This is a genomic window from Streptomyces silvae (assembly GCF_016745505.1).
Taxonomy (GTDB): domain Bacteria; phylum Actinomycetota; class Actinomycetes; order Streptomycetales; family Streptomycetaceae; genus Streptomyces; species Streptomyces silvae.
Map to the genome: position 1 here is coordinate 1 of NZ_JAERUC010000002.1, position 19,228 is coordinate 19,228.

Consider the following 19,228-nt stretch of genomic DNA (forward strand, 5'->3'; position numbering starts at 1 on the left):
CTGGGGAGTGGGGGAGTTCCGCCGGGGCTGATATTGCCCCAGGGGGGTGGGGGAGTTCCGCCGGGGCTGATATTGCCCCTGGAGGGTGGTGGAGTTCTGGCCGGGTTGAATTCGCCGGCGAGGGCGGTTCTTTTCCAGCCTGGAGCAGCAGTGCTGCCGGGGCTCGTTCGCAGAGGCCCAGGCAGGGGCTCTCCTGCCAGACCGTGCCCTCGGCCGGGGTGCCCGCCGGGCCCAGGCGTTCGGTGAGGTCCGCGCACACGGCCGCCGAGCCGCGGGCCGCGCAGGCCAGGTCCGTGCAGACGTGGAGCACCTTCGCCGGGCGGGGGCGCACCGCGAACATGGCGTAGAAGGTGGCTACTCCGTACGCCTCCGCCGGGGCCACCGTCAGCCGGCGGCAGATGTAGTCCAGGGCGCCCTCGCTGATCCACCCCACGCGGTCGTTCACGGCGTGCAGTGCCGGCAGCAGCTGGTCGCGCCGGTCCCTGGCGGCCGCCGCGCCGCCCCTCGCCCAGCGCAGGTCCTCGTCCGAACGCTCGGCGGCGCCCTCCCAGCCGGACGGCGGGGGGCCCAACAGGGCGTCCACCGCTTCCCGTTCGGCGTCGGACGGGGCCGCGTCGGTGTACTTCAGGTCCATGCCGGCACCAGCTTCTCTATCCGTACGGCGGACGCCTTGAACTCGGCGGTGCCGGCGATCGGGCAGTTCGCCTCGATGGTCAGCTGGTTGGTGTCGACCTCGTCGGGGAAGTGCATCGTCATGAAGGCGAGGCCCGGCCGCAGCCCGGGGTCGATCCAGACGGGTGCGGTGACGCTGCCCCGCCGGGACGAGACCCGCACCTCTTCGCCGACCGTCACGCCGTAGGACTCCGCGTCCTCCGGGCAGAGCTCGATGTATTCGCCCCGGCGCAACGGCGACGCGTAACTCCCGCTCTGCACGCCGGTGTTGTACGAGTCCAGACGTCGCCCGGTCGTGAGCCGCAGCGGGTAGGACTCGTCGGTGAGGTCGACCGGCGGGTCGTGCTGCACCAGGCCGAAGGGCGCCGCCGGGCCGCGCAGGTCCGGATCGGTCTCCCAGAGGCGGGCGTGCAGGAAGCTGGAGGGCAGCTTCTCCGTGTCGGGGCAGGGCCACTGCAGGCCCTGGTGCTCCGCGAGCCGTTCGTACGTCATCCCGAAGTGGTCGGGGGAGAGGGAGCGCAGCTCGTTCCAGACGGCCTCGGAGTCCTCGAACTTCCAGTCGTGGCCCAGATGTTCGGCCATGGCGCAGATGATGTCGATGTCCTCGCGGGCCTCGCCCGGCGGGACGAGCGCGGCCCTGACCCGCTGGACGCGCCGTTCGCTGTTGGTGGTGGTGCCGTCGGTCTCGGCCCAGGCGGCGGTCGCGGGCAGGACCACGTCGGCGAGCTGGGCGGTCCTGGTCAGGAAGATGTCCTGCACCACCAGGTGGTCGAGGGCCTCCAGCCGGCGTACGGCCTGGTCGCTGTCGGCCTCCGACTGCGCGGGGTTCTCCCCGATGCAGTACACCGCGCGGAGTTCGCCGGTCTCCATGGCCTCGAACATCTGGGTGAGGGTCTTGCCGTACCGGGGCTGGATGACGGTGTCCCAGGACCGCTCGAACTTCTGCCGGACCGGCGGGTCGAGGATGTCCTGGAAGCCGGGCAGCTTGTTGGGGATGGCGCCCATGTCGCCGCCGCCCTGCACGTTGTTCTGCCCGCGCAGCGGCTGGACCCCGGAGCCGTACCGTCCGACATGGCCGGTGAGCAGGCAGAGGTTGATCAGCGCGCGGACGTTGTCGGTGCCGTTGTGGTGTTCGGTGATGCCCAGGGTCCAGCAGAGCTGGGCGCGTTCGGCCGTGGCGTAGGCGTGGGCGAGGTCGCGGATCGCCTCGGCCGGGACCCCGGTCACCTTCTCGGCGGCGGTCAGGGTCCAGGGTTCGACGAGCGCCGCGTACTCCTCGTACCCGGAGGTCGCGCGGTCCACGAAGGCCCGGTTGACCAGCCCCGCGTGGATGATCTCGCGGCCGATGGCATGGGCGAGCGGGATGTCCGTGCCGACGTTGAGGCCCAGCCAGCTCTCCGCCCATTCCGCGGTCGAGGTGCGGCGGGGGTCGACGGCGTGCATCCGGGCGCCGTTGCGGATGCCCTTCAGCACGTGGTGGAAGAAGATCGGGTGCGCGAAACGGGCGTTGGAGCCCCACATCACGATCAGGTCGGTGTGCTCCACCTCCTCGTACGAGGACGTGCCGCCGCCGGAGCCGAAGGCGGCCGAGAGCCCCGCGACGCTGGGGGCGTGGCAGGTGCGGTTGCAGGAGTCGACGTTGTTGGTGCCCATCACGACCCGGGTGAACTTCTGGGCCACGTAGTTCATCTCGTTGGTGGCCCGGGCGCAGGACAGCATCGCGAAGGCGTCGGGGCCGTACGCCTCACGGGTCTGCCGGAACCCGGCAGCGGCCCGGGCCAGCGCCTCGTCCCAGCTCGCCCGGCGCAGTACACCGTCCTCCCCGCGGACGAGGGGGTGGGTGAGGCGTTCGTACGTCTTCGGCTGCCGGCCCCTGCGGGTCCTGCCGCCCGTGCGTTCGGTCTTCATGCTGCGCTCCCTGCCGGTGCCGGGGACGTGGTGGCGAGGAGATCCGCGAGCGCGTGCACCGCGCGCAGCGTCGGTACGGGCGTCCCGGCCAGTTCGGCCAGCTCGACGACGGCCGCGAGCAGCACGTCGAGTTCGAGGGGTTTGCCCTTCTCCAGGTCCTGGAGGGTGGATGTCTTGTGATCGCCGACGCGCTCCGCGCCCGCGATGCGCCGCTCCACGGAGATCTCGGGGCGGCAGCCGACGGCCGCCGCCACGTCGAGGGTCTCGCGCATCATCGACTCCACGAGTGCGCGGGTCTCCGGATGGCGGCAGATCTGGCCCATGGTGGCGCGGGCCAGCGCGCTGATCGGGTTGAAGGAGATGTTGCCGAGCAGTTTGATCCAGATGTCGTTGCGCAGATCGGATTCCACCGGGCACTTGAGTCCGCCCGCGACCATGGCCTCGCTGAAGTCCAGACAGCGCCGGGAGACCGTGCGGTCCGGCTCCCCGATGGAGAACCGGGTGCCCTCCAGATGGCGTACGACGCCCGGTGCCTCGATCTCGGTGGCGGCGTACACGACGCATCCGATGGCGCGTTCGGGCGGCAGCGTGGCGCTCACCGTGCCCGCCGGGTCGACGCTGTCGAGCCGGCGGCCGGTGTAGGGGCCGGCCAGACCGTGGAAGTACCACCAGGGGATGCCGTTCTGGGCGGCGATCACCGCGGTGCCCCGGTGCATCAGCGGATGGACCAGCGGTCCCGATCCGGCGTACGAGTTGGCCTTGAGGCCGAGGAAGACATAGTCGACGGGGCCGACCTCCGACGGGTCGTCGGTGGCGGCGGGCCGTGCGGTGAAGTCACCGCGCGGGCTGAGGACGCGCACGCCGTCACGGCGCATGGCCGCCAGATGCGGGCCCCGGGCGATGAGATGGACCTCGGCGCCCGCGCGGTGGAGCGCGGCCCCGACATAGGCGCCGATGGCTCCGGCGCCGACAACTGCGACTTTCACGGGGCTCTCCGTTCGGTGAGGAGGACCGAGCGAGGTGTCAAGTCGACAGAATATTGTCTACAGTATGCCTTCGGAGAGGGTCAATACTCGTGACAGCGTGTGCCTCGTCCGTCCGCGATTCCGGCGGGGACGCCGGAGTGTCCGCGAGAGTTCCCGGGGAGCTGTTCGAGACGCTCCAACCTCGGGCCCGTATTCCTGTGGGGTTAGGTGCCCCTGTACCGGTCGGTAGCAACCAAGACTGGATAGTTCCTGCCAAACGTAGCGAGGGGAACCCGTACATGACCGGCTCACGTGTCGTGGCGCTCGGCCACTATCAGCCCGCCAAGGTCCTCACCAACGACGACCTGGCGGCCATGGTCGACACGAGCGACGAGTGGATCACCAGCCGGGTCGGCATCAGGACCCGGCACGTGGGCGGCCCGGACGAACCCGTGGACGAGCTGGCGGCGCACGCCGCGGCCAAGGCCCTCGCCTCGGCCGGACTGCAGCCCGCGGACATCGACCTGGTCCTCGTCGCCACGTCCACGGCCATCGACCGCTCGCCGAGCATGTCCGCCCGCGTCGCCGCCCGTCTGGGCATGGGCTCGCCGGCCGTCATGGACATCAACGTGGTCTGCTCCGGGTTCACCCACGCGCTGGCCACCGCCGACCACGCCGTCCGGGCCGGAGCCGCCACCCGGGCCCTCGTCATCGGCGCCGACAAGATGGGCGACATCGTCGACTGGACGGACCGCTCCACCTGCGTCCTGATGGGCGACGGCGCCGGGGCCGCCGTCGTCACCGCCGACCCCGAGGGGGGTGACAACCCCGGGATCGGCCCGGTCCTGTGGGGTTCGGTGCCGGAGATGGGCAACGCCGTACGGATCGAGGGCACGCCCCCGCGGTTCGCGCAGGAGGGGCAGTCCGTCTACCGCTGGGCCACCACGCAGCTGCCGCCGATCGCCCGCACGGTCTGCGAACGGGCCGGGGTCACGCCCGAGGAACTGGCCGCGGTGGTACTGCATCAGGCCAACCTGAGGATCATCGAACCCGTCGCCCGGAAGATCGGCGCGGTCAACGCCGTCATCGCCCGCGACGTGGTGGACTCGGGCAACACCTCGGCCGCGTCGATCCCGATGGCCCTGTCCAAGCTGGTGGAGCGCGGCGAGGTCGAGAGCGGTGCACCGGTCCTGCTCTTCGGCTTCGGCGGGAATCTCTCGTACGCGGGCCAGGTGATCCGCTGCCCGTGAGGGGCAGGTGATGGCCTCCGGGCCCCCGTCGTGGCATTGTGCTCGGTAGACTGTAGACGATAAGCAATGCCCGGGCGCTCGGAGGGGGACCGCGATGTTGTCCGCAGGACTGCCGCAAGGAACGGTGCCGAAGCTGGAGCGGCCGGGGCCGTTGCGCGAGCGTGTCTACGAGGCGCTCCTGGAGCTGATCACCACGCGCGCCCTCCGCCCCGGCCAGCACCTCGTCGAGAGCGAACTCGCCGGACATCTGGGGGTGTCGCGGCAGCCGGTGCGCGAGGCGCTCCAGCGGCTGAACACCGAGGGCTGGGTCGATCTGCGCCCCGCCCAGGGCGCGTTCGTCCACGAGCCCACCGAGGAGGAGGCGGACCAGCTGCTCTCGGTGCGCACCCTGCTGGAGGCCGAGGCCGCCCGGCTGGCCGCCGCCCACTCCGGGCGGCCGGGGATCGAGGCCCTGGAGGAGCTCTGCTCCAAGGGGGAGCGGGCCGTCGCCGCCGACGACGTGGACCTCGCCGTCGCCACGAACGCCGCGTTCCACGCCAAGGTCATGGAGCTGGCCGGAAATGTCGTCCTCTCGGAGCTCGCCGGCCAGGTCGACCGCCGGGTCCGGTGGTACTACACGCCGGTGGCCCGTCAGCGCGGCACCCAGTCCTGGATCGAGCACCGGGAGCTGATCGCCGCGATCGCCTCCCGGGACGAGCAGCGGGCGACCGAGATCATGCGGGCGCACACCGAGCACACGCGCCAGACGTATCACCGGCGCGAACAGGGCTGATCGTCGCCGTACCGGAGGCCGGAGCGAATCGCTCCGGCCTCTTTCGCGTGCTCCCGGCGGGGAACGTCCGCGGCTCGTGGGCCCCTTGGCCCTCCGAAGCGCCCGACGCGCATCTTTGTCCTGAGTGTGGAGAAAGTTGGAGCGGATTCATGCGCAACTTCTTCCCACTCCGGTAAACCGCTGCTACGTTCCCCTCGAAAGCCCGACGGACTGGCCGATGTGGCGGGGAGGGACGCGTGAGACGTATGACGGCACGACCCGCGAACACGCACCAGGCGCGACTGCTCCGGCTGCTGCGGGACGGGGGACCCAACTCCCGTGCACAGCTGGGCGATCAGGTCGACCTCTCGCGCTCCAAGCTCGCCGTCGAGGTGGACCGGCTCCTGGAGACCGGGCTCGTCGTCGCCGACGGGCTCGCCGCCTCCCGGGGCGGACGCCGCTCCCACAACATCCGGCTCGCCCCCGGACTGCGCTTCCTCGGCGTCGACATCGGCGCCACATCCATCGATGTGGCCGTCACCAACGCGGAGTTGGAGGTTCTCGGCCACCTCAACCACCCGATGGACGTACGGGAGGGACCCGTCGCGATCTTCGACCAGGTGCTGGCGATGGCGGCGAAGCTCCGGGCCTCCGGGCTCGCCGAGGGCTTCGACGGCGCCGGCATCGGCGTACCGGGGCCCGTCCGCTTCCCCGAGGGCGTACCGGTCGCTCCGCCGATCATGCCCGGGTGGGACGGCTTCCCGGTCCGCGAGGCGCTCAGCCAGGAGCTGGGCTGCCCCGTCATGGTCGACAACGACGTGAACCTGATGGCGCTGGGGGAGCAGCACGCGGGCGTCGCGCGTTCCGTGGGCGACTTCCTCTGCGTCAAGATCGGTACGGGTATCGGCTGCGGCATCGTGGTGGGCGGAGAGGTCTACCGCGGTACGACGGGCAGCGCCGGCGACATCGGCCACATCCAGGTCGAACCCGACGGGCGTGCCTGCGCCTGCGGCAACAAGGGCTGCCTTGAAGCCCACTTCAGCGGCGCGGCCCTCGCCCGTGACGCCGAGGACGCCGCGCGGGCCGGCCGGTCCCCGGAGCTGGCGTCCCGGCTGGAGGCGGCCGGCGCGCTGTCGGCCGTCGACGTGGCCGCCGCCGCGGCGGCCGGTGACCCCACGGCGCTGGACCTGATCCGCGAGGGCGGGAACCGGGTCGGCCAGGTCATCGCCGGACTCGTCAGCTTCTTCAACCCGGGCCTCGTCGTGATCGGCGGCGGGGTGACCGGGCTCGGCCACAACCTGCTGGCCAGCGTCCGCACCCAGGTCTACCGGCAGTCACTGCCGCTGGCCACGGGCAACCTCCCCATCGTCCTCGGTGAGCTGGGGCCCGTCGCCGGAGTGACCGGCGCGGCCAGGCTCATCAGCGACCACCTGTTCTCGCCGGCCTGATGGACGGGCCGGCGCGCCGTTCGGCACGCGTTCCGCAGTCACCACCGTAAGCAGCCTGTCCCGAGCTCCGCCCGCAGGACCGCACGGCACGCAGCACCGCACGGCACGCACCACCGCACGAGCACAGCACCGTACGAGCACACAGCTGTACCGCACCGCACCGCACGCGCACACCGCACGAGCCGCAGCACCGCACCGCACGCCTACCCGCACCTGCACGAGCCGCAGCACCGCACCGCACGCCTACCGCACCTGCACGAGCCGCAGCACCGCACGAACACCGCTGTACCACCCAGCAGTTCCGTCCGCAGTACGGCACCGCCGGCACTGCCCCCTGCCCGCTCACCGGCCTTCCCCGGTCTCTCGGCACGTCCGAGCAGGGGAGAACCCACTCGCCGAGGGGATTCGTCATGGCACCAGAACCACCTCTGCTCACGATGTCCGGCATCACCAAGTCGTTCCCCGGTGTGCGCGCCCTCGACGGCGTGGACCTGGAGGTCCTGGCCGGTGAGGTCCACTGTCTCCTCGGCCAGAACGGCGCGGGCAAGTCCACCCTCATCAAGGTGCTGGCCGGGGCCCACCAGCCCGACGACGGCGCCATCACCTGGCGGGGCGAGCCCGTCCAGCTGTCCTCGCCGATCGCCGCGATGCGGCTGGGGATCGCCACCATCTACCAGGAACTCGACCTGGTGGAGGGCCTGTCGGTCGCGGAGAACGTCTTCCTCGGACATGAACCCACCAGCGCGGGCTTCGTCGTCAGGACCCGGGAGGCCCGTACGACCGCCGCCGCGCTCCTCAAGCGTCTCGGTCACCCCGAGATCGACCCCGGCCGGCTGGTCGGCGACCTGTCCGCCGCCCACCAGCAGATCGTCTCCATGGCGCGGGCGCTCTCCCACGACGTACGCCTCATCGTGATGGACGAGCCGTCCGCCGCGCTGGACCCCGACGAGGTCGACAACCTCTTCCGCATCGTCGACGGGCTCACCGCCGACGGGGTGGCCGTCGTCTACATCTCGCACCGGCTGGAGGAGATCCGCCGTATCGGCGACCGGGTGACCGTGCTGAAGGACGGCAGGGCCGTCGCCGTCGGGCTTCCCGCCCACTCCACTCCCACGAACGACATCGTTGCCATGATGACCGGCCGCAACGTCGAGTTCGTCTTCCCGGAGCGGCCCGCCGCCGGTGCGCGGGCCACGGCCGAACCCGTGCTGAGGGTCGAAGGCCTGTGTCGCAAGGGGGAGTTCGAGCCCGTCGACCTGGAGCTCATGCCCGGCGAGATCGTCGGCCTGGCCGGACTCGTCGGCTCCGGGCGCTCCGAGATCCTGGAGACCGTCTACGGCGCCCGCAAGCCGACCGCCGGGCGCGTCCTCGTCGACGGCACACCGCTGCGGGCCGGCAGCGTCCGGGCCGCAGTGGCCGCGGGCATAGGCCTCGCCCCCGAGGAACGCAAGGCGCAGGCGCTGCTGTTGACGGAATCCGTCACCCGTAACGTCTCGATCTCCACGCTGTCCCGCTTCGCCCGGGGCGGCTGGCTCGACCGGGGCGCCGAGCGCGCCGCGGCCAGGACCGCGACCAGGGAGCTCTCCCTGCGGCCCGACAACCCCGACGCCGCCGTTCGCACCCTCTCCGGCGGCAACCAGCAGAAGGCGGTCCTGGCCCGCTGGCTGCTGCGCGGCTGCCGGGTCCTGCTGCTCGACGAACCCACCCGCGGCGTCGACGTCGGCGCCCGCGCCGAGCTGTACGCCGTGATCCGCCGGCTGGCCGACGAAGGCCTCGCCGTTCTGCTCGTCTCCAGCGAAGTGCCCGAAGTGCTGGGCCTCGCCGACCGGGTGCTGGTGCTCCGGGAGGGCCGTGTCGTGCACACGGCCGATGCCAGGGAGCTCGACGAGCACCGTGTCCTCGACCTCGTCATGGAAGGGAGCCCGACGTCATGACACAGCCCGCACCGTCGGCGCAGCACCAAGGGCCCGAGAAGGGGACCGCGACGGGCCCCGTGGCCGCGCCGCCCTCGAAGCAGGGCGGCGGTCCGCGCGCGTTCGGCCTGCGAGCCGACGTCCGTAACCTGTCGCTGCTCGGCGTCCTCGCCGTCCTGGCCGTCGTCGGCGGCATCACCGAACCCGACGCGTTCCTGGACACCGGGAACCTCCAGCTGATCCTGACGCAGTCCTCCGTCATCGGGGTCGTCACCGTCGGCATGACCCTCGTCATCATCGGCGGCGGCATCGACCTCTCGGTCGGAGCGATGGTGGCTCTCGCGTCCGTCTGGGCCACGACGCTCGCCACCCAGGACTTCGGCTTCGCCGGCATCCTCTTCACCGCGGTGATCGTCGGACTCGCCGCCGGGCTCGTCAACGGGGTCCTGATCGCCTACGGGCGGATGGTGCCCTTCATCGCGACGCTCGCCATGCTCGCGTCGGCCCGTGGGCTCGCGCTGCTGATCACCGACGGCAAGACACAGATCGTCACCGTCCAGTCGGTCCTCGATCTCGGCCTGCCCGACTCGTACGTCCTGGGCATCCCGCCGCTGGTCCTGGGCTTCGCCGCGGTCACCGTCGTCGGCTGGCTCATCCTGAACCGGACCACGTTCGGACGCCGTACGGTCGCCATCGGGGGCAACGCGGAGGCGGCCAGGCTCGCCGGCATCGACGTACGCCGCCAGCGGCTCTATCTCTACCTGCTCTCCGGCGTGTGCTGCGGCATCGCCGCCTTCATGCTGATCATCCTGTCCGGCTCCGGGCAGAACACCAACGGCAACCTGTACGAGCTCGACGCCATCGCGGCCGCGATCATCGGCGGCACCCTGCTGAGCGGCGGCCGTGGCACCATCGTCGGATCCGTGCTCGGTGTCCTCGTCTTCACGACGATCACCAACATCTTCGCCCTGAACAACCTGCAGAGCGACGTCCAGCAGATCGCCAAGGGCGCCATCATCGTCGCCGCCGTCCTCGTCCAGCACCGCACCCTGCGCGGCGGCGAGACCTGAGTTCCCCGGCCTGACAGAACACTGCTCACCCACCCGCTGTTCCGTACGTATCGCACCGGATGAAGGGTTTGACAGCCATGCCAGAAACCAGCCGCAGAGGACTGCTCTTCGGCACCGCGGCCGTCTCCGCGGGAGCCTTCCTCACCGCCTGTACCAGCAACGAGCCCAAGGAGAAGGCCGCCGCGCAGAGCAACCAGCCGGCCGCCGACGACAAGCCCGGAAAGCCCGTCACCATCGGCTTCGCCGGACCCCAGGCCGACCACGGATGGCTCAACGCCATCAACGTCCAGGCCAAGGCGCGGGCGGAGAAGTACTCCGAGGTGACCCTGGAGATCACCGAGGGCTCCAACGACACCGCCGCCCAGATCGGCCAGGTCAAGACCCTCATCAACAAGAAGGTCGACGTCCTCGTCGTCCTCCCGGCCGACGGCAAGGCACTCACCCAGGTCGGCCTGGAAGCGATGAAGGCCGGCATCCCCGTCGTCAACCTGGACCGCATCTTCGCCTCCCCGCAGGCCTACCGCTGCTGGGTCGGCGGCGACAACTACGGCATGGGCCTCAACGCCGGTCACTACATCGGCGAACAGCTCAAGGACAAGGCGAACGCCAAGGTCGTCGAGCTCGCCGGCATCGACAACCTGGAACTGACCAAGCAGCGCAGCCAGGGCTTCGCCGACGCGCTGAAGAACTACTCCAACATCAAGCTGGTGGCCCGTCAGGCCGCCGACTTCACCGTGGAGTCGGGGCAGGCCAAGATGGCGCAGCTCCTCCAGGCGCAGAAGCAGTTCGACGCGCTGTGGAACCACGACGACGACCAGGGCGTCGGCGCGCTGCGGGCCATCCAGCAGGCCGGCCGCGACGAGTTCCTGATGGTCGGCGGGGCCGGCGCGAAGTCCGCGATGGACGCCATCAAGGCCGACAACAGCGTCCTGAAGGCCACCGTGCTCTACCCGCCCACGATGGCCGCGTCCGCGATCGACCTGGCGCGCGCGCTCGGCCAGAGCAAGGGCATCGCGGGCCTCTCCGAGATGGAGATCCCGACCTCGCTGACCCTGTACTCGGCGGTTGTCACCAAGGACAACATCGACCAGTACCTGCCGACGGGCTTCAGCTGATCCCGCACCGCCGCCGCCACCGAACCACCGACGAGGAGGAAGCCCGCATGGCCCGCAGGGAAGAAACGGAGCAGGAGACCGAGGCATCGCCGCCGACGGCGACGCTCGGCGTCGGCATGGTCGGATACGCGTTCATGGGCGCCGCCCACTCCCAGGGGTGGCGTACCGCGGGACACGTCTTCGACCTGCCGGTGCGACCCGCTCTCGCCGCGATCTGCGGACGCGACCGTGCGGCCGTCGAGGCCGCCGCCGCCCGGCACGGCTGGGCGGCCGCGGAGACCGACTGGCGCGCCCTGATCGCCCGGGACGACGTGCAGCTGGTCGACATCTGCACGCCCGGCGACAGCCACGCGGAGATCGCCATCGCCGCGCTGGAGGCGGGCAAGCACGTCCTCTGCGAGAAGCCGCTCGCCAACACGGTCGCGGAGGCGGAGGCCATGGCGGAGGCCGCGGAGCGGGCGGCGGCCCGCGGCCAGGTGGCGATCGTGGGCTTCAACTACCGCAAGGTGCCCGCCCTCACCTACGCCCGCACGATGATTGAGGAAGGCAGGCTCGGCGCGCTCCGGCACGTACGGGCCACCTACCTCCAGGACTGGCTCGTCGACCCCGAGTCACCGCTCACCTGGAGGCTGGACCGCGAGCGTGCCGGATCCGGCGCACTGGGGGACCTCGGGGCGCACATCGTGGACCTCGCCCAGTACCTGGCGGGGGAGCCGCTCGTCGGGGTGTCGGCGGTGAGCGAGACCTTCGTACGGGAGAGGCCCGTGCTCGCCGGGGCCGCCGCCGGGCTCACGGGCGCCGCCGACGGGACCGCGCGGGGGGCGGTCACCGTCGACGACGCGACCCTGTTCACCGGACGGCTGGCGTCGGGGGCCCTGGCCTCCTTCGAGGCGACCAGGATGGCGGCCGGGCGCAAGAACGCGCTGCGCCTGGAGATCAACGGGGAGCTCGGGTCGATCGCCTTCGACCTGGAACGGCTCAACGAGCTCTCCTTCCACGACCACACCGAACCCGCCACCAGCGCCGGCTTCCGCCGGATCCTCGTCACCGAACCCCAGCACCCCTACCTGGAGGCCTGGTGGCCGCCGGGCCACGGCCTGGGCTACGAGCACACCTTCGTCCACCAGGCCCACGACGTGGTGCGCACCATCACCGAAGGGCGCGCCCCCGTGCCGTCGTTCGCCGACGGCCTCCAGGTGCAGCGGGTGCTCGCCGCCGTCGAGGAGAGCGCCGCGAAGAACTCCGTACACACCCCGGTTCCCTTCTAGGAGGTTCCGCGCATGCCCCGTCCCTTCACTCTCTTCACCGGCCAGTGGGCCGACCTTCCGCTGGAGGAGGTCTGCCGGCTGGCCCGGGACTTCGGTTACGACGGCCTCGAACTCGCCTGCTGGGGAGACCACTTCGAGGTCGACAAGGCCCTGGCGGACCCCGGCTACCTCGACGGGCGGCGGCAGCTGCTCGACAAGTACGGCCTGAAGTGCTGGGCGATCTCCAACCACCTGGTGGGCCAGGCGGTCTGCGACAACCCGATCGACGAACGCCATCAGGGCATCCTGCCGGGCCGGATCTGGGGCGACGGGGAGCCCGAGGGCGTCCGGCAGCGGGCCGCCGAGGAGATCAAGAACACCGCCCGGGCGGCGGCGGCCTTCGGCGTGGACACCGTCATCGGCTTCACCGGGTCCTCCATCTGGCACCTGGTCGCCATGTTCCCGCCGGTCCCGCCGCACATGATCGAACGCGGTTACGAGGACTTCGCGGAGCGGTGGAACCCGATCCTGGACGTCTTCGACGCCGAGGGGGTGCGCTTCGCCCACGAGGTGCACCCGAGCGAGATCGCGTACGACTACTGGACCACGCACCGCGCCCTGGAGGCCGTGGGCCACCGGCCCGCGTTCGGGCTGAACTTCGACCCCAGCCACTTCGTGTGGCAGGACCTCGACCCGGTGGGCTTCCTCTACGACTTCCGGGACCGGATCTACCACGTGGACTGCAAGGAGGCCCGCAAGCGCCTCGACGGCCGCAACGGGCGCCTCGGCTCCCATCTGCCGTGGGGCGATCCCCGGCGCGGCTGGGACTTCGTCTCCGCGGGGCACGGCGACGTGCCGTGGGAGGACGTCTTCCGGATGCTGCGGTCCATCGGGTACGAGGGGCCGGTCTCCGTGGAGTGGGAGGACGCGGGCATGGACAGGCTGACGGGAGCGCCGGAGGCGCTGGCCTCGCTGAAGCGCTTCGACTTCGACCCGCCGAGCGCCTCGTTCGACGCGGCCTTCGGGGGCGGCGACTAGAGCGGCCCCTTCTCGGGGGCTACTGCCCCGGACCCCCGCGCCTCGCCGGCAGGCGGGACGCGGGGTGATCCGGCCTGCCCGGACTCGCCTTTGTCCTGCCCTGGGTAAAAGTTCAACTCAGTAGCTGCGCAAGGGCTTTCCGTACCGGACGAACACAGCTACGGTCCCTCACGTGTACACGACATGACTCGCGTCACCGGAGCCCCGCAAGGCGGCCCCGGAGGCGAGCGCGGCAGTCCCCGCGCGGAACGGCAGAACGCACCCGCCCGTACAACCGGCACACTCCGGAGGACGCACGTGCACAGAAGCAGCAGACGGCTCCGCGCCCGAAAAACACTCGCCCTCTTCACCGGCGGACTGCTCGCAGCCGCCACCCTCACCCTGGGCTCCTCGCCCGCCGCGACCGCCGACGCCCCGAAAGCAGCCGTCGCGCAGGACGCGGCGGAGGACTTCCAGCAGGTCACCCTCGCCAAGGGCGCGGCCGAGACCGGCGAACCCATCTCGCTGGCGGTGCTCCCAGACCGCAGCGTGCTGCACACCTCGCGCGGCGGCGAGCTGCGGATCACGGACAGCGCGGGCAACACCCGGATCTCCGGCACCATCCCCGTCTACTCGCACGACGAGGAAGGCCTCCAGGGCGTCGGGATCGACCCGGACTTCGCGGAGAACCGCGCGATCTACCTCTACTACGCGCCCCCGCTGGACACCCCCGAGGGCGACGCCCCGGAGAACGGCACCGCCGCCGACTTCGCGAAGTTCGACGGGGTGAACCGGCTCTCCCGCTTCGTGCTCAACGAGGACGGCACCCTCGACAACGCCAGCGAGAAGAAGGTGCTCGACATCCCGACCACCCGTGGCATGTGCTGCCACGTGGGCGGGGACATCGACTTCGACGCGCAGGGCAACCTCTACCTCTCGACGGGCGACGACTCCAACCCGTTCGCGTCCGACGGCTTCTCCCCGCTGGACGACCGGCCCGACCGCAACCCCGCCTTCGACGCCCGTCGCACCGCCGGCAACACCAACGACCTCCGCGGCAAGATCCTCCGTATCAAGGTCGCCGACGACGGCTCGTACACCGTCCCCGACGGCAACCTCTTCGCCCCGGGCACGGACAAGACCCGCCCCGAGATCTACGCGATGGGCTTCCGTAACCCGTTCCGCTTCAGCGTGGACCAGGCCACCGGAATCCTCTACGTCGGTGACTACGGCCCCGACGCCGGTGCCGCCGACCCGAACCGCGGACCGTCCGGACAGGTCGAGTTCGCCCGGGTGACCAAGCCCGGCAACTTCGGCTGGCCCTTCTGCACCGGCGACAACGACGCCTACCGCGACTACGACTTCGCCACGCAGACGTCCGGCCCGGCCTTCGACTGCGCGGCCCCCAAGAACGACTCGGCGCACAACACCGGCCTCGTCGACCTGCCGCCGGCCGAGGCCGCCTGGATCCCGTACGACGGCGCCTCCGTGCCCGAGTTCGGCACCGGCTCCGAGTCCCCGATGGGCGGGCCCGTCTACCACTACGACGCGGACCTCGACTCGCCGGTGAAGTTCCCCGAGGAGTACGACGGCGACTTCTTCGCCGGGGAGTTCGGCCGGCAGTGGATCAAGCGCATCGAGCAGGACGCCGACGGCGCCGTCCAGTCCATCAACGACATCCCGTGGACCGGGACCCAGGTCATGGACATGGCCTTCGGGCCCGACGGAGCGCTGTACGTCCTGGACTACGGCCTCTCCTGGTTCGGCGGTGACGAGCACTCGGCGCTGTACCGCATCGAGAACGCCACCGGCGGCCGCTCACCCATCGCCGAGGCCTCGTCGAACAAGACCTCCGGTGTCGCACCGCTCAAGGTGAAGTTCTCCTCGGCGGGCACCACCGACGGTGACGGCGACGCCCTCACCTACGCCTGGGACTTCGGTGACGGCGGCACGTCCACCGCGGCGAACCCCACGTACACGTACAAGAAGAACGGCACCTACACCGCCACCGTGACCGCCGAGGACCCCACGGGCCGCACCGGTTCGGCCAGCGTGCACGTGACCGTCGGCAACACCGCGCCCGTCGTCGACATGCAGTTCCCGTCCGACGGCCAGCTCTTCGAGTTCGGCGACGAGGTGCCCTTCAAGGTGACCGTCACCGACCCGGAGGACGGCACCATCGACTGCTCCAAGGTCGAGGTCAAGTTCACCCTGGGCCATGACAGCCACGGCCACGACATCACCACCGAGCACGGCTGCGAAGGCACCATCAAGACCGCCATGGAGGGCGGCCACGACCCCAACGCCAACATCTACGGCGGGATCTCGGCCGCGTACACCGACGGCGGGGGCGGCGGACAGGCCGCGCTGACCGGCCGGGACCAGGCGAAGCTCCAGCCGCGCCACCGTCAGGCCGAGCACTTCACCAACTCCTCCGGCGTCACCACCCCGAACAAGACCAGTGCCCACGGCGGCCGGACCGTCGGTGACATCGACAACGACGACTGGATCTCCTTCACCCCGTACATCCTCGACGGCTCCACCAAGCTCACCGCCCGCACCTCCTCGGCCGGCGCGGGAGGCTTCCTCGAAGTGCGGACCGGGTCGCCCACCGGAAAGATCCTGGGCTCCGCGCCCATCCCGGTGACCGGCAGCTGGGACAGCTTCCAGGACGTCGACGTGCCGCTGCGCGGCGTGCCGAAGAAGGCCACGGAACTCTTCCTGGTCTTCAAGGGCGGGGCCGGAGCGCTGTACGACGTGGACGACTTCGAACTTTCCGACAGCCCCGTCGACCGGACCGCGAAGCGTGTCCTCGTCTTCTCCAAGACGGGCGGCTTCCGGCACGACTCGATCCCCGAGGGCACCGCCGCGCTGAAGGAACTGGGCAAGGACACCAACATCACGGTCGACTCCACCGAGGAAGCCGGCCAGTTCACCACCAGCAACCTGGCGCGCTACGACGCGGTCGTCTTCCTGTCGACCACCGGTGACGTCCTGAACGCCGACCAGAAGAAGGCGTTCGAGAACTTCGTGTCCACCGGCGGCGGCTACATGGGCGTCCACGCCGCGGCCGACACCGAGTACGACTGGAAGTTCTACGGCGGTCTCGTCGGGGCCTACTTCGACTCCCACCCGCAGATCCAGCCCGCGACCGTCCGCGTGGAGAACCACGACCACCCGGCGACCGCGCACCTGGACGAGGCCTGGGACCGTACCGACGAGTGGTACAACTACCGCACCAACCCCCGGGACAAGGCTCAGGTCCTCGCCACGCTCGACGAGACCACCTACACCGGCGGCACCATGAAGGGCGACCACCCGATCGCCTGGTGCCAGGCGTACCAGGGCGGCCGCTCCTTCTACACCGGCCTCGGCCACACCAAGGAGTCCTACGCCGAACCCGCCTTCCGGCAGCACCTGCTGGGCGGTCTGCGCTACGCCGCGGGCCAGGTGAAGGCCAACTGCAAGCCGGACACCGGTTACCGGTCGATCTTCAACGGGAAGACCCTCGAAGGATGGAAGCAGGCCGGCCCCGGGAAATTCACCGTGGCCGACGGTGAGCTGCGCTCCGAGGGCGGCATGGGCCTGCTGACCTACCAGGCCAAGGAGCTGAAGTCCTACTCGCTGAAGCTCGACTGGAAGATGGCGGGCGACGACAACTCCGGTGTCTTCGTCGGCTTCCCGGAGTCGGACGACCCGTGGTCCGCGGTGGACAACGGCTACGAGGTGCAGATCGACGCCACCGACGCGGCGGACCGCACGACGGGCGCCGTCTACACCTTCAAGTCCGCCAACATCAAGGCCCGTGACCAGGTCCTGCGGCCGCCCGGCCAGTGGAACAGCTACGAGATCAAGGTCCAGGGCGAGCGGCTCCAGGTCTTCCTCAACGGGGTGAAGATCAACGACTTCACCAACACCGACCCGGTCCGCAGCCTCAAGAACGGCTACATCGGCCTCCAGAACCACGGAGCCGACGACCAGGTGTCCTTCCGCGACATCCAGCTGAAGGAGCTGCCCTCCACGTAGGGCGGCGACTCCTGCGCCGGTGGTGGGCGGGGGAAGGGCTCCTCTTCCCCCGCCCACCGTCCACCACCCCTCTTCCGCCCCCAGGGAGGCAGCCCGTGACCGCACACGCCGCTCGTACCGGAGTCTGGTTCATCGGAGCACGCGGCTCCGTCGCCACCACCGCCACCACCGGGTGCGCGGCCATCGCGGCAGGGCTCCACCCGCCGACCGGCATGGTCACCGAGACCCCACCCTTCACCGACAGCCAACTGCCTCCGCTCACCACCCTCGTCTTCGGCGGCCACGACACCCTCGACTGCCCCCTGCCCAAGCGGGCCGAGGCCCTCGCCGCCGGGGGAGTGCTCCCGCACGGGCTCCCCTCCGCCGTCCAGGCCGAACTGACCGCCGCCGACGCGGAGATACGGTCCGGAGGCCCCCTCCCGGGCGACACGCGCAGCGACGAGGAGCTCATCGCCGCCTTCGCCGCCGACATCCAGGACTTCACGCGCCGCCACGGGCTGGCCCGCACCGTCGTCATCAACGTCGCCTCGACCGAACCCGCACCCGGCGACGACGACTCCCGGCTGCCCGCCAGCTCCCTCTACGCGGCGGCCGCGCTCCGCGCCGGCTGCCCGTACGCCAACTTCACCCCCTCCACCGGGCTGCGCACCCCGCACCTCCAGGACGCCGTCGACTCCAGCGGACTTCCCCACGCCGGACGCGACGGCAAGACAGGCCAGACGCTGCTCCGCTCCGTGCTCGCACCGATGTTCGTCCAGCGCGCACTGCCGGTGCGGGCGTGGTCGGGCACCAACCTGCTGGGCGGCGGGGACGGGGCGGCGCTGGCCGACCCGGCCGCCGCGGCCGCCAAGAACGCCGGCAAGGAGCGGGTGCTCGCCGACACGCTCGGGTCCGCCCCGGAGGGCGAGGTCCACATCGACGACGTACCGGCGATGGGGGACTGGAAGACGGCGTGGGACCACATCGCCTTCGACGGCTTCCTCGGCTCGCGGATGATCCTCCAGACCATCTGGCAGGGCTGCGACTCCGCCCTCGCCGCACCGCTGGTCCTGGACCTGGCCCGGCTGCTGGCGCGCTCCCACGAGGCGGGCCTGACCGGGCCCCGCCCCGAACTGGGCTTCTACTTCAAGGACCCGGACGGCGGCCCGGCCGCACTGCCCGAGCAGTACGCCGAGCTGCTGGCCTTCGCCGAGCGCCTGCGGGCCGCCCGGTGAGGCCGCTGCGGCTGCTCGCGGCGGTGGCCGGCGCCCCGCGGCTGCTCGGTGCCCGTCCCACGGCACCCCCGTACAGCCTGTCCGGTGCGCGCGGGACTGCGCCCGCACCGGACAGGCCCTCCACCCGCGAGCGCCTGCGGGCCTGGGCGGAACTGCTGCGCGTGTCGGCGCTCTTCACCGTGCCCGGGGACGCCCTCGCCGGGGCGGCCGCGGTGGGCCGGCGCCCTGACCGGGGCACCGCCCTCGCGGTCGGCGCCTCGCTCTGCCTGTACGAGGCCGGCATGGCGCTCAACGACTGGGCCGACCGGGAGGAGGACGCCGTCGACCGCCCGCACCGGCCCATCCCCTCGGGGCGGATCGCACCCGGGGCCGCCCTGGCCGCGGCAGGCGTCCTGACGGCCGCGGGCCTCGCCCTGGCGGGCCGCGCGGGCCGCCCCGCGCTGGCGGTCGCGTCCGGTCTGGCGGCCACGGTCTGGGCGTACGACCTGAGGCTCAAGCACACGAGGCTGGGGCCGGCGGCGATGGCCTCGGCCCGCACCCTGGACCTGCTGCTCGGCGCGACCGCGACGGCGGGTGTGGGTGCGGGTGTGACCGCGACGCGCGGTACGAACGCGACGCGCGGTACGAACGCG

Annotated in this window: 14 protein-coding genes; 11 read left to right on the forward strand and 3 right to left on the reverse strand. The window is 71.2% G+C overall.

What is annotated here, in order from left to right:
• The 3 genes from JKV81_RS00010 to JKV81_RS00020 form a co-directional block, all read right to left on the reverse strand.
• Positions 1-634 (reverse strand): NADH-quinone oxidoreductase subunit NuoE family protein (locus JKV81_RS00010; RefSeq protein ID WP_202074657.1); only part of this gene is annotated, 634 nt, incomplete at its 3' end.
• Positions 625-2,580 carry a molybdopterin oxidoreductase family protein gene (locus JKV81_RS00015; RefSeq protein WP_202074658.1) on the reverse strand — a complete coding sequence of 652 codons (1,956 nt, stop codon included), beginning with the start codon at positions 2,578-2,580 and terminating at the stop codon, positions 625-627. The genes JKV81_RS00010 and JKV81_RS00015, both read right to left, overlap by 10 nt.
• Positions 2,577-3,566: a 2-dehydropantoate 2-reductase gene (locus tag JKV81_RS00020; RefSeq protein WP_129266491.1), complete on the reverse strand. Its 990-nt coding sequence runs from the start codon at positions 3,564-3,566 to the stop codon at positions 2,577-2,579. Before JKV81_RS00020 ends, JKV81_RS00015 begins: the two co-directional genes overlap by 4 nt.
• A gap of 278 nt (positions 3,567-3,844) precedes the next feature.
• On the opposite strand from JKV81_RS00020, the gene JKV81_RS00025 reads away from it, so the two are divergent.
• The 11 genes from JKV81_RS00025 to JKV81_RS00075 all read left to right on the forward strand — a co-directional run.
• A complete protein-coding gene (locus tag JKV81_RS00025; RefSeq protein WP_124275743.1) occupies positions 3,845-4,795 on the forward strand; it encodes a beta-ketoacyl-ACP synthase III in 951 nt (316 codons plus the stop codon).
• Between the two features lie 94 nt (positions 4,796-4,889).
• Positions 4,890-5,567 carry a GntR family transcriptional regulator gene (locus JKV81_RS00030; protein ID WP_124275744.1) on the forward strand — a complete coding sequence of 226 codons (678 nt, stop codon included), beginning with the start codon at positions 4,890-4,892 and terminating at the stop codon, positions 5,565-5,567.
• Positions 5,568-5,812: 245 nt separating this feature from the next.
• Positions 5,813-6,994 (forward strand): ROK family transcriptional regulator, encoded by a 1,182-nt coding sequence (locus tag JKV81_RS00035; RefSeq protein WP_124275745.1) that lies wholly within the window; start codon positions 5,813-5,815, stop codon positions 6,992-6,994.
• Positions 6,995-7,404: 410 nt separating this feature from the next.
• Positions 7,405-8,928: a sugar ABC transporter ATP-binding protein gene (locus JKV81_RS00040; RefSeq protein WP_129266492.1), complete on the forward strand. Its 1,524-nt coding sequence runs from the start codon at positions 7,405-7,407 to the stop codon at positions 8,926-8,928.
• Positions 8,925-9,977, forward strand: a complete 1,053-nt coding sequence (locus tag JKV81_RS00045; RefSeq protein ID WP_099175309.1) for an ABC transporter permease — start codon at positions 8,925-8,927, stop codon at positions 9,975-9,977. The genes JKV81_RS00040 and JKV81_RS00045 overlap by 4 nt, the downstream gene beginning before the upstream one ends.
• Positions 9,978-10,054: 77 nt before the next feature.
• Positions 10,055-11,092: a substrate-binding domain-containing protein gene (locus JKV81_RS00050; protein ID WP_124275747.1), complete on the forward strand. Its 1,038-nt coding sequence runs from the start codon at positions 10,055-10,057 to the stop codon at positions 11,090-11,092.
• A 47-nt stretch (positions 11,093-11,139) separates the two neighbouring features.
• Positions 11,140-12,360, forward strand: a complete 1,221-nt coding sequence (locus JKV81_RS00055; RefSeq protein ID WP_129266493.1) for a Gfo/Idh/MocA family protein — start codon at positions 11,140-11,142, stop codon at positions 12,358-12,360.
• A gap of 12 nt (positions 12,361-12,372) precedes the next feature.
• Positions 12,373-13,377, forward strand: coding sequence for a sugar phosphate isomerase/epimerase family protein (locus JKV81_RS00060; RefSeq protein ID WP_129266494.1), 1,005 nt, complete (start codon positions 12,373-12,375; stop codon positions 13,375-13,377).
• Between the two features lie 297 nt (positions 13,378-13,674).
• A complete protein-coding gene (locus JKV81_RS00065; protein WP_129266495.1) occupies positions 13,675-17,382 on the forward strand; it encodes a ThuA domain-containing protein in 3,708 nt (1,235 codons plus the stop codon).
• 95 nt (positions 17,383-17,477) lie between these two features.
• Positions 17,478-18,596 carry an inositol-3-phosphate synthase gene (locus JKV81_RS00070; RefSeq protein ID WP_129266496.1) on the forward strand — a complete coding sequence of 373 codons (1,119 nt, stop codon included), beginning with the start codon at positions 17,478-17,480 and terminating at the stop codon, positions 18,594-18,596.
• Positions 18,593-19,228, forward strand: a 636-nt coding sequence (locus JKV81_RS00075) for a UbiA family prenyltransferase (RefSeq protein WP_202074659.1), incomplete at its 3' end; no start/stop codon positions are given. The genes JKV81_RS00070 and JKV81_RS00075, both read left to right, overlap by 4 nt.

Coding starts and splice junctions, on each gene's coding strand:
- JKV81_RS00035 (WP_124275745.1), top strand. CDS start 5,813: ATGACGGCACGACCCGCGAACACGCACCAGGCGCGACTGCTCCGGCTG.
- JKV81_RS00015 (WP_202074658.1), bottom strand. CDS start 2,580: ATGAAGACCGAACGCACGGGCGGCAGGACCCGCAGGGGCCGGCAGCCG.
- JKV81_RS00060 (WP_129266494.1), top strand. CDS start 12,373: ATGCCCCGTCCCTTCACTCTCTTCACCGGCCAGTGGGCCGACCTTCCG.
- JKV81_RS00050 (WP_124275747.1), top strand. CDS start 10,055: ATGCCAGAAACCAGCCGCAGAGGACTGCTCTTCGGCACCGCGGCCGTC.
- JKV81_RS00025 (WP_124275743.1), top strand. CDS start 3,845: ATGACCGGCTCACGTGTCGTGGCGCTCGGCCACTATCAGCCCGCCAAG.
- JKV81_RS00030 (WP_124275744.1), top strand. CDS start 4,890: ATGTTGTCCGCAGGACTGCCGCAAGGAACGGTGCCGAAGCTGGAGCGG.
- JKV81_RS00045 (WP_099175309.1), top strand. CDS start 8,925: ATGACACAGCCCGCACCGTCGGCGCAGCACCAAGGGCCCGAGAAGGGG.
- JKV81_RS00055 (WP_129266493.1), top strand. CDS start 11,140: ATGGCCCGCAGGGAAGAAACGGAGCAGGAGACCGAGGCATCGCCGCCG.
- JKV81_RS00040 (WP_129266492.1), top strand. CDS start 7,405: ATGGCACCAGAACCACCTCTGCTCACGATGTCCGGCATCACCAAGTCG.